Below are 14,960 nucleotides of genomic sequence, written 5' to 3'. Positions count from 1 at the left end.
TGTTTCAGAATTTTATAGTGCTTTCTTCTATTTTCGAGACTTTTTGCCCAGTCTCGTGCTACATATTCATATCATTATTCTACTGTTACAGATTTTGCTAAGTTTCTTGGTTTATCAACATCTAATCCTTTACCAAGAGATGTGTAATAAGCAATTAATTGTGTTACAACAACACTTAAAATTGGTGCTAATTCCATTTGTACTTTTGGTAATACGATATCATCTCCGTCACGTTCGCTTCCTTCCATGGCAATCACCATTGTTTTAGCTCCACGTGCTTTCACTTCTTCGATATTTCCTCTTGTATGGCTTGCAACTACTGGTTCGCTTAATAAAGCAATAACAGGTGTTCCTTCTTCGATTAAGGCAATTGTACCATGTTTTAATTCTCCAGCAGCGAAACTTTCCGTTTGTACATATGAAATTTCTTTTAATTTCAATGCTGCTTCCATTGCTACATAATAATCTAAATGACGACCAATATAAAAGGCGTTCGCTGTATCTAATAAGTTTTGATCCACTAATTCTTTTACAACAGATTTTTCGTCTAATACACCTTCGATTGCTGAAGCAATAACGGCTAATTCATGACTCATATCAAATGTTTGAGGACGTCCTTTTGTGCGACGTAATACTTCTGCTAATACAGCCATTACTGTAATTTGTGCTGTATAAGCTTTTGTTGAAGCTACTGCAATTTCTGGTCCTGCATGAAGTAATAATGTATGAGTTGCTTCACGAGATAATGTTGAACCTTTGACATTTGTAATCGTTAATGAAGGGTAACCTTTTTCATTCACTTTTACTAATGCTTGACGGCTATCTGCTGTTTCTCCACTTTGTGTTAAGAAAATGAAAAATGGTTTTTCAGATAAAATTGGTTGATGGTAAGCAAATTCACTTGCTAAAAATACTTCAACAGGAATTCCTGCTAATTGTTCTAATAAATATTTTCCAATCCATCCAGCATGGTAACTTGTCCCACAAGCTACAACGTAAACACGATCACTTTGTCCAATTTCTTCTAATAATTCGCTAGGAACTTCTAATTCACCAGCTTCATTTGTATATTCTTTAATAATACGACGTAATACGGCAGGTTGTTCATCCATTTCTTTTAACATGTAATGAGGATAAGCACCTTTTTCAATATCATCTGCATCTAATTCTGCTTTAAATGGTGCACGTTCTACCGCTTCACCATTAATCGTTTCAATCTCTACTTTATCTTTTGTAATGGTAATTAATTCTTCATCTTTAATTTCTAAGTAAGTATCCGTTTGAGAAATAGTTGCCATAGCATCTGAACAAATAACATTGAATCCATTTCCTACTCCTACTAATAATGGACTTTTATGTTTTGCGGCATATAATACTCCTGGAGCTTGTTCATCTAATAAACCGAATGCAAATGATCCTCGAATTTCTTTTAACGCACGACGGAAAGCTTCTTTACCAGATAAGCCTTCTTTTTCTGCAAAATATTCTACTAAGTTCACTGCAACTTCTGTATCTGTTTGAGATTGGAAGTTTACATGTGATAAATAAGTTTCTTTTAATTCAGAGAAGTTTTCAATGACTCCATTATGAACTAATGTAAAACGCCCATTTTGAGAACGATGTGGGTGAGCATTATTTTCTGTTGCTGGTCCATGAGTCGCCCAACGAGTATGCCCAATCCCTGCATAAGCTGGAATTTCTTCATCCACTGCTTCACGTAAGTTCGCAATACGTCCTACTTTTTTTACTAATTGTGTTGTACCATCAGCATCTGCGATAAATAATCCTGCTGAATCATATCCACGATATTCTAATTTTTCTAATCCATCTAAAATGACCGTTTGAATACGGTTATCTCCAATACATCCTACAATTCCACACATATAACATAGTCTCCTTTAATGAAGGTTTCCCTTCAAATAAATTTTTCATTGTTTCTGGTGCTTGCAAAAAATTTTGTATCTCCATAGAGATTTTTGTATATTGCTGTAGACTGCACTGCCTTGAGTCACCCGCCGAATCCTTCGATAAACTCAATCCTCGTCACTTATTATTTACTATTAATAAGCCTGGCGCTATCCATATTTGCTACCTTTCCTAGCATTTTATTTTCAGAAACATGAACTATCATACACGATTTTGTACTTATTTGTCAAAACTCTCGAATTTTATATTTAATTTTATATATTTTTTACGCAAAAAAGCCATAAGTCACTCATTAGTAACTTATGGCCCTGATTACTTACGAAAATCATTGGCTAATTGATATTTTCCTTCAGCCACGGATTATCTCTTTCCTATTCTTATATAACCTTTATATACAAGTATGAGTAAATCTTACTGTTAGAACTCCGCAAGAATATTGTAATTCTCCTCTAACCATTGTTCGTCATCAACATGTCTCTTACTTGCAAAGTGTCCAATCGATAATTCATAAGGAACATCAGAGTTTTTATATTTCACTCGTAAATAATATTCTCCAATTCCTTTATAACTCTTCTTAAACTTACGAATACCACGAATTTTATTCAATGATTCAAAATAAAATTCATCCGCATGAATAATAATATGCCCTTTATAAACTAATAAAGCAAAATCCTTTGAAACATACTCGGCGTTTTCCACTAAAAGATTCATATGACCTTGAACTTCTGGGAACAGTTCGAATAATTCTTTATAATTCTTATAGTTATGATAAATAATTTTTCCAGCTGCTACTAAAAATCCTAATCCCACAATAAGAAAAATTAAATCTTTTCCCATTTCAATCCATAAATCAAACTTATCAAATTCATCAAAATAGATGTCTGTTCTTAGTAATGAAAACTTATAGATATCACCTAAAATTGTATCATTTTTCGCTTCTCTTTCTTTTTTCTTTGCTAAATTACTTTGTTGAAAAACAGTTTCAAAATCCTGCTGCATTTCTGGAGAAATCTTTACAATTTTTCTTCCTCTTCTTCCATATGTAAATTCAGGAACGACTCTTATTTTTAATAAAATTAATTTATTATCAAATGGTCTTGCTTTTGACAGTTTGCTAGCTTCCTCTGCAAGCTCGTCTAATTTATCATTTACTGATTTTAACATATGATAACCTAATTCATCTTCAATGATATAAAAGACTTCTTTTTCATTTGGTAATTCTACTTTTTCGATATCATAAATTCGAATTACTTGAACCTCATCTTCTTCCTTTTCATTAAAAGGCTGATTAATATAAATCTCTTCAATTGGTTCAGTATAACTATCAACATTTTTTAGCATAGTAATAGAAGATATGAAAATGGTAACCAAACTAAAGAGTAAATAAAATCTTGCCCCTTTTGTAATCCTTTTTTTTACTTTCATTTTTCTCTCCTTTTTATTATAAAATTTCATTTCATTTAGAAACATTTTACTCTAAATACTATTAAAATACTACTTTTTTCGAACAAAAAAGGCGAGATTTCTCTCGCCTTTTGAATCTCTTCTCTGATTAAAATTAAGCTTTACCAGTTGAACCGAAGATATCCATAGTTTCTTTTGTTACTTTAACGATTGCATCAAAACCAGGTTTGATTACTTTACGTGGGTCATAAACATTAGCGTCTGCATTTAATTTAGCACGAACTGCTGCAGTCCATTGTTGTTGTAATTCAGTGTTAACATTGATTTTAGCATGTCCACGTTCAATTGCTTTTTTGATTTGATATTCTGGAATACCTGATCCACCGTGTAATACTAATGGAGCACCAGTAGCTTCAGAAATAGCTAACATTTCGTCAAATCCTAATACAGGTTCACCTGCATAAGTTCCGTGAACTGAACCTAAAGCTGCTGCTAAAGCATCAATTCCAGCTTCTTTAACCATACGTACACATTCGTGTAAGTCTGCGTATTGGATTCCTCCAGTAACGCCATCTTCAGTACCACCTACAGTACCTACTTCAGCTTCTACAGAAACACCTTTTGGATGTGCATAAGCTACAACTTCTTTAGATAATTCAATGTTTTCATCAATTGGATAATGAGAGTGGTCAAACATTACTGAGCTGAAACCAGCATCAATATATTTTTTACATACATCTACAGATGAACCATGGTCTAAGTGTAATGCAACTGGGACTGTGATATCCATAGTTTCTAATAATGCATTTACCATAGCTGCAACTACTAATGGGCCACCCATGTATTTACCAGCACCTTCAGATACTCCTAAGATGATTGGTGATTTTGCTTCTTGAGCAGCAGTTAGAACAGCTTGTGTCCATTCTAAGTTATTGATGTTGAATTGACCTACGGCATATTTACCTTCTTTAGCTTTGTTCAACATTTCTGTCATACTTACTAAACGACTCATTTAAAATTTCCTCCTTATACTAGTTTCCTAGTATTTATTTTTACGTTGCTATTATACCCCAAAATTCGTTCGATAGCTAGTTATTTAGAATATTATTATGAAATAATTTCATAATCTATTTTTCTTTTCATAATATTTCATATATTATCATTTCAATAAATATAAGAATTTTCTTAGAATTTTTATAGAAATTTTCCTAATTTGTTTTATAATAGTGATAGTATAAACAATTTGGGAGGGATTAATATGAACCAACGTCAAAACAGTTCATATCATAAACGTGCAGTTAGAGAAGCACGTTTCGCAAAACTATTATTTGCTTTTATCGCAATAGCCTCACTCGCTATTGTCATTTTCATTTTAAATATTCCATCAATTATTAATAATGAAAATAAGCTATTAACTAAAAATGTATCTACAAATCAGCAAAGTTCTTCAACCGCTTCAGAAGATAAGGAAGTCCATACCGCTAGAATTACAGCTAGTGGAGATATGCTATATCATGACATTGTTTATGGAAGTGCCTTTGATGGACAAAACTATGATTTCAAAAATGATTACGAGCAAATTACTCCACTCGTTTCTTCAGCTGATTTAGCTCTTGGAGACTTTGAAGGTACGATTAATCCAGATAGACCTTTAGCCGGCTATCCGATTTTTAATGCCCCTGAAGAAGTTGTTCAAAGTATTAAAGATGCTGGATATGATGTTTTAGACTTAGCTCATAATCATATTTTAGATACAGGAATTAGTGGATTAAAATATACAGCTACAGCTTTTAGAAATGCCGGTTTAGATATTTTCGGAGTAAAGGTAGATCCAAATGAAGGAATTTTAGTCAAAGAAGTAAACGGGATTAAGGTCGCTATTTTAGGATTTTCATACGGATTCAACGGAATTGAAGCAAGTATTTCTAAAGAAGATTACGATAATCATTTATATGACTTAAACATGGATAAAGTAAAAGAGCAAATTGAAAAAGCTGAACAAATCGCTGATTTTACAATCATTATGCCTCAGATGGGAGTAGAATATCAGTTAACACCAACTGACGCTCAAGTCGACACTTATCATAAAATGATTGAATGGGGAGCAGATGTTGTATTTGGAGGGCATCCTCACGTTGCTGAACCTACTGAAACTATCGAAAAAGATGGGCAAAAGAAATTCATCATTTATTCAATGGGGAACTTACTATCTAACCAAAGAATTGAAACATTAGATAAAATTTGGACCGAGCGTGGTGTCATTATGGATATTACGATTCAAAAAGAAGGCAATCAAACAACCTTAACAAGCGTACAAGCTCATCCAACATGGGTTTCTCGTACTCCAATTAATCGTACATTCCAAGGCTATCAAGCATATGATTATCAAGTATTTCTAGCAGAAGATTATTTACCAGGTGCAAAATACGCAAATACTGTTGATGAAACAACTCGTCAACGAATTGAAAAAGCTTATCACGAAATGTTAGAGTTATTAAATATTCAATTCTAAAACAAAAACCACACGACAAAAATCGTGTGGTTTTTTATATTCTTTAAAAAGCACTGTAGACAAATTCTGCTACATTTGAAAAATCTGCATGAAGTAGATATAAGCCTAATACTAGAAATAAAACATAAAATGCCATTGTCCATACAAATAATTCATGTTTTTCACTAATCTTTTTGATAGAATTTATACATTTCTTCAGCAACTTCAGGCCATCCTTTCCATCCAGGGTGAACCGTATCATACATAACATAAGGTTCATATTCCTTTGGTGTTAAATCCATAAGTTTATATCCATATGAATTAGTAATTTCTGCTAACTTTTTAGAGTAAACCTCTCTTTGATCTTTACCAATACCAATATAATCATACCAACGTCCATTAATTGGGAAATTAACGACTTCTACTTCTAACCCTAATTCTTTAGCCATTTGTAATACTAATGCATAGTCATCATATTCTGTTGATTGATCATATTTATAATTAGAGTACTTATTTTTTAGTTTTTCTTTACGATTTTTAATTTCAGCATTATATTGGCGATTTTCAACGTAAAATTCATTATTATCTGTTGCTTTTTTTGCTTCATCTAAATACTTATTTTGAATTTCAGCCCAATCATACTGAGGAGTTTTCTCTCCACTAGAAGGCATTGGTTTAACATTTCCTGTAAAATAAAAGGCAATTTTATTATTAAGTGTGTATTTTTCCACATCGAACCAATTTAATAAATCATCTAAAACTGTTCCTTTATTATCCAATAATCGACGTTTGTATCTTTCAAAATTTTGATGTACAAATTTATTATCTTTGGATAATTCTAATATACGATTTATAAATTTCTCTTTTGTCTCATGACTAAGTTTAGGATTTTTCAATGTATAGTACACATGCTCATTTGAGACACGACTTAAAAATGCTTTTGGATTCATACCATATTGATCAAACCAAATAAATGATTCACTTAAAATAAATTTTTGTTTAGGAATACTATCCGATAATGAACCTAACATTGAAGCTTGAATAATATTTTGAAAATTCCCTCCACCTACAGCCATAATATGAAAATCATCATAATTAAAAAGGTGCTTAATATGGAATGGATAATTACTTGGAGTACTCAATTCAGAGGAACCAAACACTACTAAAGTTTTATCATCTATATTATCTTTTATAATGTCTCTACTTTTGTATTTGGTATATTCAAAATTATAGCGAATACTATTATCACTCACATGATAATAATCTGCTAACTTTTGATTTAATACATGAACATATAAAACAAGAGTAAGAATTGCGAGCACCAAGGCTATTCCTAGGGCCTTTATCTTCTTCATTATTGTTTCACCCTAGTTTCGATATAATGAATAATTTTGTTTGGAGTATCAATCTCTTCGTAAGTTACTTCCGTTGGAGCTACTTCAATTCCAAACTCTTCCATTCGAACTAATAATTCAACAAAAGCTAATGAATCCATTAATCCTTCTTCTTTTAAATTAATGTCACGTTCTTCATAAATGACATCATCTTCGCAAATTTCTTCAATGATTGCTAATACTTTTTCTTCTAACATGATGTTCACCTCTCATTATTTCGTCAATAATTTTACAATAAATTCATATGGTTTCTCTGAGAAAATGAGTAAACCAATCATCACTAAATGCATCGTTATAAACCAACTTACCACTTTATAAGCTGTTTTCTGTTTATATTTCTTATAAAATTTAGATTTCTTTTGATACCATTCGAATCCTGCCATTAAAACGCCATGATAAACGCCATAAATAATATAACTCCATGAAAGTCCATGCCAAAATCCCATGAATATCATATTTAGCATATAGGCTACCATTGCTGTTGTCAAACGAGTTTTAAACCATTTATGTCTCATTGACTTCATAACAATTCTTGAGAAGATAAAATCTCTCAACCATGTTGATAATGTAATGTGCCAACGATTCCAGAAATCTTTAATATCGATACTTAAAAATGGTTTATTAAAGTTCATCGGAGTTTGAATTCCCATTATATTACTTACTCCGACAGCCATTAAGCTATATCCGGCAAAGTCGAAGAATAAGTAAAATGTATACAAATACATATAAGAAACAGTTGTAAATAACAATCCTCTATGTGGAATATGATTCATTGCTAAATACAACAATCCAGATAACACTACTTTATAAACTAATCCTAATAATAATCTAAATAATCCAGTTCCTAATAACTCAATATATTCTGCTCTTGGAATCGTTTGATGAATATCTTCCATAAATCTTCTACTTCTATCAATTGGTCCTGAACTAATTGTTGGGAAGAATAATAAAAATTGAAGATAATCAATCAAACCAATTGGCTCTTTTATAATTCCATCATATGTTTCAAATATAATTTGTAATACCTTGAAAGTCATATAAGAAACGCCTAAAAATCCGAAAATGGAAACTTTCCATATAACTACTGTTTTTGCGGCAATTAATAATAAACTCGCAAAAAACATAATAGGATATTTCGTAGATTTCTTATCTCTAAAATGAAAGCCTAATCGAACTAATAAATAAGTTTCTACAATAAAGATGACTAAGTTTATAAAATGGTTCGGTTGCTCTTTAAAGACTGCTATCGCAATTCCAATTGATAGAACAAAAGTAATCCAATAAACCGATTTTTCAAATAATCGTAAGAGAATTACTGGAATCAGTGCAAAAAACAATGTTCCAAAGAAATCTAAGCCTTCAAAATACTCCATTCTATAACTCCTTTAATTTTTTCTTATCAATCTTACCATTATTGTTTAATGGCATTTCATCTAAAAAGACGATTTTTTTAGGAATCATATATTCTGGAACATATTGCGCTAAATCTTTTTTAATCAATTTACCCGTTGCAAATCGGCTTTCAACTTCTTCTGTATAAACTACATAAGAAATGATAGATTTAATTTTCCCATCTTCTGCATAAGATGGAACCGTTGCAGCTTGGCGAATTTTTGGATTTTTCAATAAATTATTATCAATATCCTCTAATTCAATACGATGTCCATGTAATTTGATTTGGAAGTCAATACGTCCTTCGCAGAATAATAATTCTCCTTCAAAATGACCTAAATCTCCCGTTTTATAGCTACGTTCTCCAACTTCAGGGATAATAAAACTTTTCTGCGTCATTTCTGGATTTTGATAATATCCATTCGCAACTGTATCCCCTTGGATAATAATTTCCCCACTCTGTTCTCCATCAATCGTAACGGTCGTTCCTGGTTTAATCACACCCACTGGTAAATTATTCGGATATTGTTCCAAAATATCTCTTGTAATAGATACCCATGTAATCATTACAGTAGATTCTGTTGGTCCATAAGTATTCACTACTTCTGCATTTGGGAAACGATCTAATAATTTTTGCGCAGTTGTTGCGAATAATTTTTCACCGCAAAAGACGAATTGATCCACTTGTGGCAATAATTCTTGATTAAAACTTGGATCGACTAAACACATCTCTGCAAATGAAGGTGTTGAAATCCAAATAGTCGCATTTGATTCTTTTAATGTGTTAAAAAGTACTTTAAAATCTTGTAAATGTTGGCGATCAATTTGTACTAATGGTGCATTCATATAAAGTGATGGCCATAACGACATTACTGACAAGTCAAATGAAAACGGCGGATGTCCTAAAAAGACTTGTGGACCTTTTTCTGTATAATAACCTGTATACCATTTTAAGAAGTTATTTAGATTTTCGTAAGTAATCGAAACCCCTTTTGGTTTACCTGTACTTCCTGAAGTGAAAATAATATAAAAAATATCTTCATCTTTTACATAATATTTAGGGTCGATACTTTCAGATGTCGTTTGAAGAATTTCTTTAGTGGCTGAAACATCTAATAATGGAGTTTCTAGCTCAATTACTTCACTTGTTAACACAACTGGTGATTGTACCGTTGCGATAATATCTTGCACACGGTCAATGGGTGTATTCACATCCACTGGACAAAATGCACGTCCTGATTTAACACAGGCTAAGAAATAGACAAGCATCATTGGATGCTTATGTCCATAAACCACGATTGGTTGACGATTATCTTGCAATCTTTCCTGTAAATAATAAGCTAATTTATCAGAGTATTCCCAATATTGCGCTGGAGATAATTCCTCTTCTAAAAATAAATCATGACGATAGATTTTTTCAGTTTTCCCCTTAAAACTTGATAGTCGATCTAATAACTTTTCAAACACCTTATTCATTTCCCTTCTTTATCATCTAATCGTCTAACAGCCGATGTCTAGACTGTCACATAGTAGAAGTATACCATATTATAGATTTTCTGAAAATCGTATTCCTTAAAATAGCATGATTTTATAAGAATTTTTACTCAAATTCTTCATATATTAGATTTATTTCTTTAAACTCTCATCTTTTTACCAATAATAAAAAAGGCTGGAACAACATTGAAGTGACCTCCGTAAATGGGAATTAAATAAAAACACCTCCAAGTTAGATTTGGTACAATATTATCAAATGCACATGGAGGTGTCTTTTTATGGTTAAAAATCGTGTTGGTAGAAAAATCGTCTACTTCTACCAACACGATTTTACAAAGAGCCAGTACTTACATCTCTTTTTCTCCTGTAAAACTATTGTATCTTGATACTTTAAGGAGTTTCAATCATTCGATCTGTTAACCGTTATTTTTTGGATCTAAACTTAATAACATAGCATTAATGGCGACGATGACTGTTGACACAGACATTAGGATTGCTCCTAATGCAGGGCTTAATGTGATACCAATAGGAGCCAAAATTCCTGCAGCCAGAGGGATAGCTATAAAGTTATAACCAGCTCCCCAAAATAGGTTTTGTTTCATTTTACGAGTTGTTTTGTGTGCTAATTCAATGAATGATTCAATATCTCCTGGATCGGATTGAGTCAATATGACATCAGCTGAATCCAATGCAACTTGAGTTCCAGCACCTATAGCTATACCAACATCTGCTAAGGCAAGAGAAGGAGCATCATTTACACCATCACCTACCATGATAACTTTCTTTCCTTCATCTTTAAGTGTTTTAACTAACTCATATTTGTCTTGTGGAGATTGATTTGATCTATATTCGATCCCTAAATCTACTGCCACGCCTTGAGCCGCTTTTTCATTATCACCTGTTGCCATAATTGGTCGAATATTGTTCTTTTTAAGAGCTTTAATTAACTCTTTACTCGTTGATTTTAATTCATCCCCTAAAGCTACAGCACCAATGGCATCATCGTTTTCTACTAAGACACTAAGAGTTGCTCCTTTTGGAGTATCCATATCAAGATTACGTCCATAGGCTTTTTGACTGATTAATTGGTAACGGTGCCCACCTGCTTTACCTTCTACTCCAGAACCGGAAATCACATCAATCGAATCAAAAGATGCTGGACGTATATTTTGCTGCTCGGCGAAACTTATAATTGATTGAGCAATTGGGTGGCTAGAGCCTCCTTCAATACCTGCCAATAAGGCAATGATTTCCTCTTTTGTATATTTGTCATTAAGAAGTTTTACATCTAATACTTTAAATTCACCAGTTGTTAAAGTACCTGTTTTATCTAAAATAATCACATCTGCATCTTGAGCTATTTCTAAGGCTTGACGGTCTTTTACTAGTAAGCCACGGCTAGCTCCTAAGCTTGTGCTACGGGCGGTTACCAATGGAATAGCCAGACCCAATGCGTGCGGACAAGCAATAACTAATGTAGTAATAGTAAATATAACTGCCGTTGGGATATCTCCAATAATCATCCACACTACAAAAGCAATTAGCGCGACAATAACAGCAATATAGAAGAGCCACCCTGCAACCTTTTGCGCAATATTTTCTGCCCTGGAAGGCTGACTTTGAGCTTGGCTAATTAAAGTCTGTACTTGAGAGATAAAGGATTGATCACCTGTCTCAAGCACTTTAATATAAAGAACCCCTTCTCCATTTGTTGAGCCTCCGATTACTTCATCGCCAGGGCCTTTTTTTACTGCTTTTGACTCCCCAGTTAGAAGAGCTTCATTTAAACGTGATTCGCCACGCTCGATAATCCCGTCTGCTGGCACATTTTCTCCGGCTTGAACACGAATTAAATCACCTATCTTTAAGTCAGCAACTGGTCGTGTTTCAATTGAATCATCTTCTAATACAACGTGAGCATCTTTCGGCACTAACTTAGCCAATGCTGCTTGTGCGTCTCCTGCTTCTCCAATAGCTTTCATCTCAATCCAGTGACCTAAAAGCATGATTAATAGTAATGAAGCAAATTCAAAGAAAAAGTCCATCACGTGTTCACCCGTTACGTAGGTAATGATCACAGCATAAATACTGTACAAATATGAAACAGTTAAACCTAAAGAAACGAGTGCCATCATTCCAGGTTTTTTTTGTTTAAATTCGTCAACTGCACCTTGATAGAATGGACGTCCACCATAAATAATTAATATAGTAGATAAAATAGCTACTACAATATCAGAATATGGAAAAGTAAACTGGAATGGTAGTTTAAATCCATGCAAAGGGGAAAAGAACATAATAATGATTCCTAGTGGCAATGACTTTAAGAAAAGTTCCTTAAAGTTTCCGTGATGATGGTGGTCATGCCCACTGTGCCCACTGTGATCATGTCCACTATGTCCGCTGTGGTCATGCCCACTGTGATCATGCCCATTGTGCCCACTGTGATCATGCCCATTGTGCCCGCTGTGATCATGCCCATTGTGCCCGCTGTGATCATGCCCACTGTGCCCGCTGTGATCATGCCCATTGTGCCCGCTGTGATCATGCCCACTGTGTCCGCTGTGATCATGCCCACTGTGTCCGCTGTGATCATGCCCAGCATGATCTACTTGATGTTGATCCTTATGGTCACCATGTTCACCTGTGATTCCATGCTCGTGTTTTAACTTATCCATGTTGTCATTATTCATTTTAAATTCCTCCTTATACTTAATGATGATGTAAATGACATTTGCATTGTCCTTCTGGACAATTGCAATCTACTTTTTCTACTGCGAAAGATTTTTTCATCTCTAATATTTTTTCTAGTCGATCTATATCATCAAAGCTTAAAACATGATCTTCAATGATACTTCCTATTACATTTCCGACTTTCTTATTGCAAATACGGTTAAAAATTTCTTCTGCATAATCCCTTACGGCTTCTGTCTCTTCAATATTGGCAGTGTAAATAAACTTTCTACCTTCATGCTCTGTATTTAGTACGCCTTTTCCAACTAATCGACCTAAGATCGTTTTGATAGTGGATTGTGTCCAGTCCATTTTTTCTTGCAATACGGAAATGACTTTTTTACTAGTTACTCGATCATTTGCCCAAACTACACGCATGACTTCCCATTCTGCATCTGTGATATAAGTATTAAATTCCATTGTGCTCATTCTCCTTCCCCTCTATTCGTCTACAGATGTAAACAATTATGATCAAACTAAGTTTACAACTGTAAACTAATTATGTCAAGTCTTTTTTATAAATGTAACCATCTTGTTTTTTAAATAAATATAACAGCTATTATTGCCTTTGTTTTCCTATCTTTACCCAATACTAATTATAAGGTTACCATTGATTTATTTTTATTGATTTTAGAATTCCTTATTTTTAAAATTATATTTTCTAAATATGATGAACACTATTGAGCAATTTAATTGTTTATCGTATTTAGGAAATCAAGAATTGAGAAAAAGCGGAAAAATAGAAAAAAAACTATACACACGGAAATTATCAAATCTTTTGTTCTGTTGTTCTAAATATTCAATTTTACCGACTATTAATTGTCTTAATTTCATGTCTTATTAATATCCTCGAGTTCGAGTATCTAAATATAGAAAAGGTAAACTGCTACAATACCTAGTACCCATCTATTTGATTTCCTACTATTCGGAAAAAGCCATTTCAGCTTTTCTATGAGCAAGGATTTTAGCTTCAAGTCTTCTTTCTTCCTTGAGATTTTCTAAGGACTTAAGAAGGTACGCTAAAGGGGATTCACTGTCATAGGATATTCGCTCAATAACGTTAATTATTTCTCGACTTGTTATATAGCCGTCAGAGAGGTATTGTCTTATCATCATTTTTTGTTTATGAGTTAGACTATAATTTTAAAACTCACCAGTGAATAAATCTTGTTGGCAAAATTTACCGTTATATTCATCAGCAATTACCTGCAGGAGAGAATAATATTGAGGGTCAATATATTTTTCGGATTTTTCAATAGATGAGATATTATCAGCTCTAGTAGACGAAGAAAATTCTTTAGAATTTTTTGAGCTCTTTCTAGAACTAGTATATTCACTTAAATAAGTCTCATTGTCTTCAGTATCATTAGGGGCTGATTTTGACACTAGCCTCGTGTTATTTTGACATCCTCCTGGTATAAATTTGACACCACTCTAGATTCTACATGGGAATCTTCAAATTTTTTGTTATTTTGGGTAAGGAAGTTATCCTTCAATTGACCTAGATATATACGATTTTCCAAGTTCCCAGTCTTGGTCGTTGATTGTTGAACGTCATAAATTAAACCAAATTGTGTTAATTCTTTTTTCATTCTTAACAGAGTAGACTTAGAACAATTTAAAATATCCATCAGTTTAGAATTGGAATAGACTAAAAACACATATCCATCTTCATCAATCCAATTATTTTTAAAAGACAAACTTAATCTATCTTTTAATACTGCATAGAAGACTTTGGCATCTAATCTCATTTCTTTGTAAAGATCACTCTCAAAAAGTATTTTAGGCAATGCATAGAATCTTTCTGAAGTTTGATATTCATCGACACTTATTAAATTAATATTTTCCATATTATTTTGCCTCACCTACTTTTAACATCATCCCACCTGATTCGGGAAATTTAATTAAATTGAATTGCTAAAGCTCTTTGAGAGACTCTTCGACTTTGGAAGGTGACCAACCAGTATCTTTCATCAAAGAAACAATAACCATGTTTCTTGACTGTCTTTGCTTAGAACGTGTGTTTTTTATAGCTGGATGTCATAAAATATTTTCCTTTCGGGTAGTAAAAAGTAAATCATGACCACCCGTCTAACGGGTGGTTTGAACCGGGGCTATAAGCCCAGATT

General features: G+C 33.0%; 10 protein-coding genes and 1 pseudogene. 1 reads left to right on the top strand and 10 read right to left on the bottom strand.

The window, feature by feature from the left end:
- Positions 1 to 74 precede the first annotated feature (74 nt).
- The 3 genes from glmS to fba form a co-directional block, all read right to left on the bottom strand.
- Complete coding sequence (gene glmS, locus RWR88_RS06985; RefSeq protein ID WP_314348861.1) at positions 75 to 1,883, bottom strand: glutamine--fructose-6-phosphate transaminase (isomerizing); 1,809 nt, start codon at positions 1,881 to 1,883, stop codon at positions 75 to 77.
- Positions 1,884 to 2,343: 460 nt separating this feature from the next.
- Positions 2,344 to 3,351 (bottom strand): hypothetical protein, encoded by a 1,008-nt coding sequence (locus RWR88_RS06980; protein ID WP_314451411.1) that lies wholly within the window; start codon positions 3,349 to 3,351, stop codon positions 2,344 to 2,346.
- 133 nt (positions 3,352 to 3,484) lie between these two features.
- On the bottom strand, positions 3,485 to 4,342 hold the full coding sequence (gene fba / locus RWR88_RS06975; protein ID WP_314451410.1) for a class II fructose-1,6-bisphosphate aldolase: 858 nt from the start codon (positions 4,340 to 4,342) through the stop codon (positions 3,485 to 3,487).
- A 246-nt stretch (positions 4,343 to 4,588) separates the two neighbouring features.
- Here fba and RWR88_RS06970 point away from each other — a divergent pair, with 246 nt between their 5' ends.
- On the top strand, positions 4,589 to 5,842 hold the full coding sequence (locus RWR88_RS06970; RefSeq protein ID WP_006703342.1) for a CapA family protein: 1,254 nt from the start codon (positions 4,589 to 4,591) through the stop codon (positions 5,840 to 5,842).
- 164 nt (positions 5,843 to 6,006) lie between these two features.
- On the opposite strand, the gene dltD is transcribed toward RWR88_RS06970, so the two are convergent.
- The 7 genes and pseudogenes from dltD to RWR88_RS06935 form a co-directional block, all read right to left on the bottom strand.
- Positions 6,007 to 7,143: a D-alanyl-lipoteichoic acid biosynthesis protein DltD gene (gene dltD / locus RWR88_RS06965; protein ID WP_314451409.1), complete on the bottom strand. Its 1,137-nt coding sequence runs from the start codon at positions 7,141 to 7,143 to the stop codon at positions 6,007 to 6,009.
- Positions 7,144 to 7,175: 32 nt separating this feature from the next.
- On the bottom strand, positions 7,176 to 7,412 hold the full coding sequence (gene dltC, locus RWR88_RS06960; protein ID WP_314451408.1) for a D-alanine--poly(phosphoribitol) ligase subunit DltC: 237 nt from the start codon (positions 7,410 to 7,412) through the stop codon (positions 7,176 to 7,178).
- Positions 7,413 to 7,427: 15 nt separating this feature from the next.
- Positions 7,428 to 8,588: a D-alanyl-lipoteichoic acid biosynthesis protein DltB gene (gene dltB / locus RWR88_RS06955; RefSeq protein WP_314451407.1), complete on the bottom strand. Its 1,161-nt coding sequence runs from the start codon at positions 8,586 to 8,588 to the stop codon at positions 7,428 to 7,430.
- A gap of 1 nt (position 8,589) precedes the next feature.
- Positions 8,590 to 10,083: a D-alanine--poly(phosphoribitol) ligase subunit DltA gene (dltA, locus tag RWR88_RS06950; RefSeq protein WP_314451406.1), complete on the bottom strand. Its 1,494-nt coding sequence runs from the start codon at positions 10,081 to 10,083 to the stop codon at positions 8,590 to 8,592.
- 434 nt (positions 10,084 to 10,517) lie between these two features.
- A complete protein-coding gene (locus tag RWR88_RS06945; RefSeq protein WP_314451405.1) occupies positions 10,518 to 12,791 on the bottom strand; it encodes a copper-translocating P-type ATPase in 2,274 nt (757 codons plus the stop codon).
- Between the two features lie 19 nt (positions 12,792 to 12,810).
- Positions 12,811 to 13,260 carry a CopY/TcrY family copper transport repressor gene (locus RWR88_RS06940; RefSeq protein ID WP_314451404.1) on the bottom strand — a complete coding sequence of 150 codons (450 nt, stop codon included), beginning with the start codon at positions 13,258 to 13,260 and terminating at the stop codon, positions 12,811 to 12,813.
- A gap of 492 nt (positions 13,261 to 13,752) precedes the next feature.
- Positions 13,753 to 14,681, bottom strand: a pseudogene (locus tag RWR88_RS06935) (replication initiator protein A).
- Positions 14,682 to 14,960: the final 279 nt, after the last annotated feature.

The organism is uncultured Granulicatella sp. (assembly GCF_963528195.1).
Lineage (GTDB): Bacteria > Bacillota > Bacilli > Lactobacillales > Aerococcaceae > Granulicatella.
The sequence above is the reverse complement of the archived record's forward strand: the minus strand, read 5'-3'. Positions and strand labels throughout refer to the sequence as shown.

Coding starts and splice junctions, on each gene's coding strand:
- RWR88_RS06970 (WP_006703342.1), top strand. CDS start 4,589: ATGAACCAACGTCAAAACAGTTCATATCATAAACGTGCAGTTAGAGAA.
- RWR88_RS06980 (WP_314451411.1), bottom strand. CDS start 3,351: ATGAAAGTAAAAAAAAGGATTACAAAAGGGGCAAGATTTTATTTACTC.
- RWR88_RS06945 (WP_314451405.1), bottom strand. CDS start 12,791: ATGAATAATGACAACATGGATAAGTTAAAACACGAGCATGGAATCACA.
- fba (WP_314451410.1), bottom strand. CDS start 4,342: ATGAGTCGTTTAGTAAGTATGACAGAAATGTTGAACAAAGCTAAAGAA.
- dltB (WP_314451407.1), bottom strand. CDS start 8,588: ATGGAGTATTTTGAAGGCTTAGATTTCTTTGGAACATTGTTTTTTGCA.
- dltC (WP_314451408.1), bottom strand. CDS start 7,412: ATGTTAGAAGAAAAAGTATTAGCAATCATTGAAGAAATTTGCGAAGAT.
- RWR88_RS06940 (WP_314451404.1), bottom strand. CDS start 13,260: ATGAGCACAATGGAATTTAATACTTATATCACAGATGCAGAATGGGAA.
- glmS (WP_314348861.1), bottom strand. CDS start 1,883: ATGTGTGGAATTGTAGGATGTATTGGAGATAACCGTATTCAAACGGTC.
- dltA (WP_314451406.1), bottom strand. CDS start 10,083: ATGAATAAGGTGTTTGAAAAGTTATTAGATCGACTATCAAGTTTTAAG.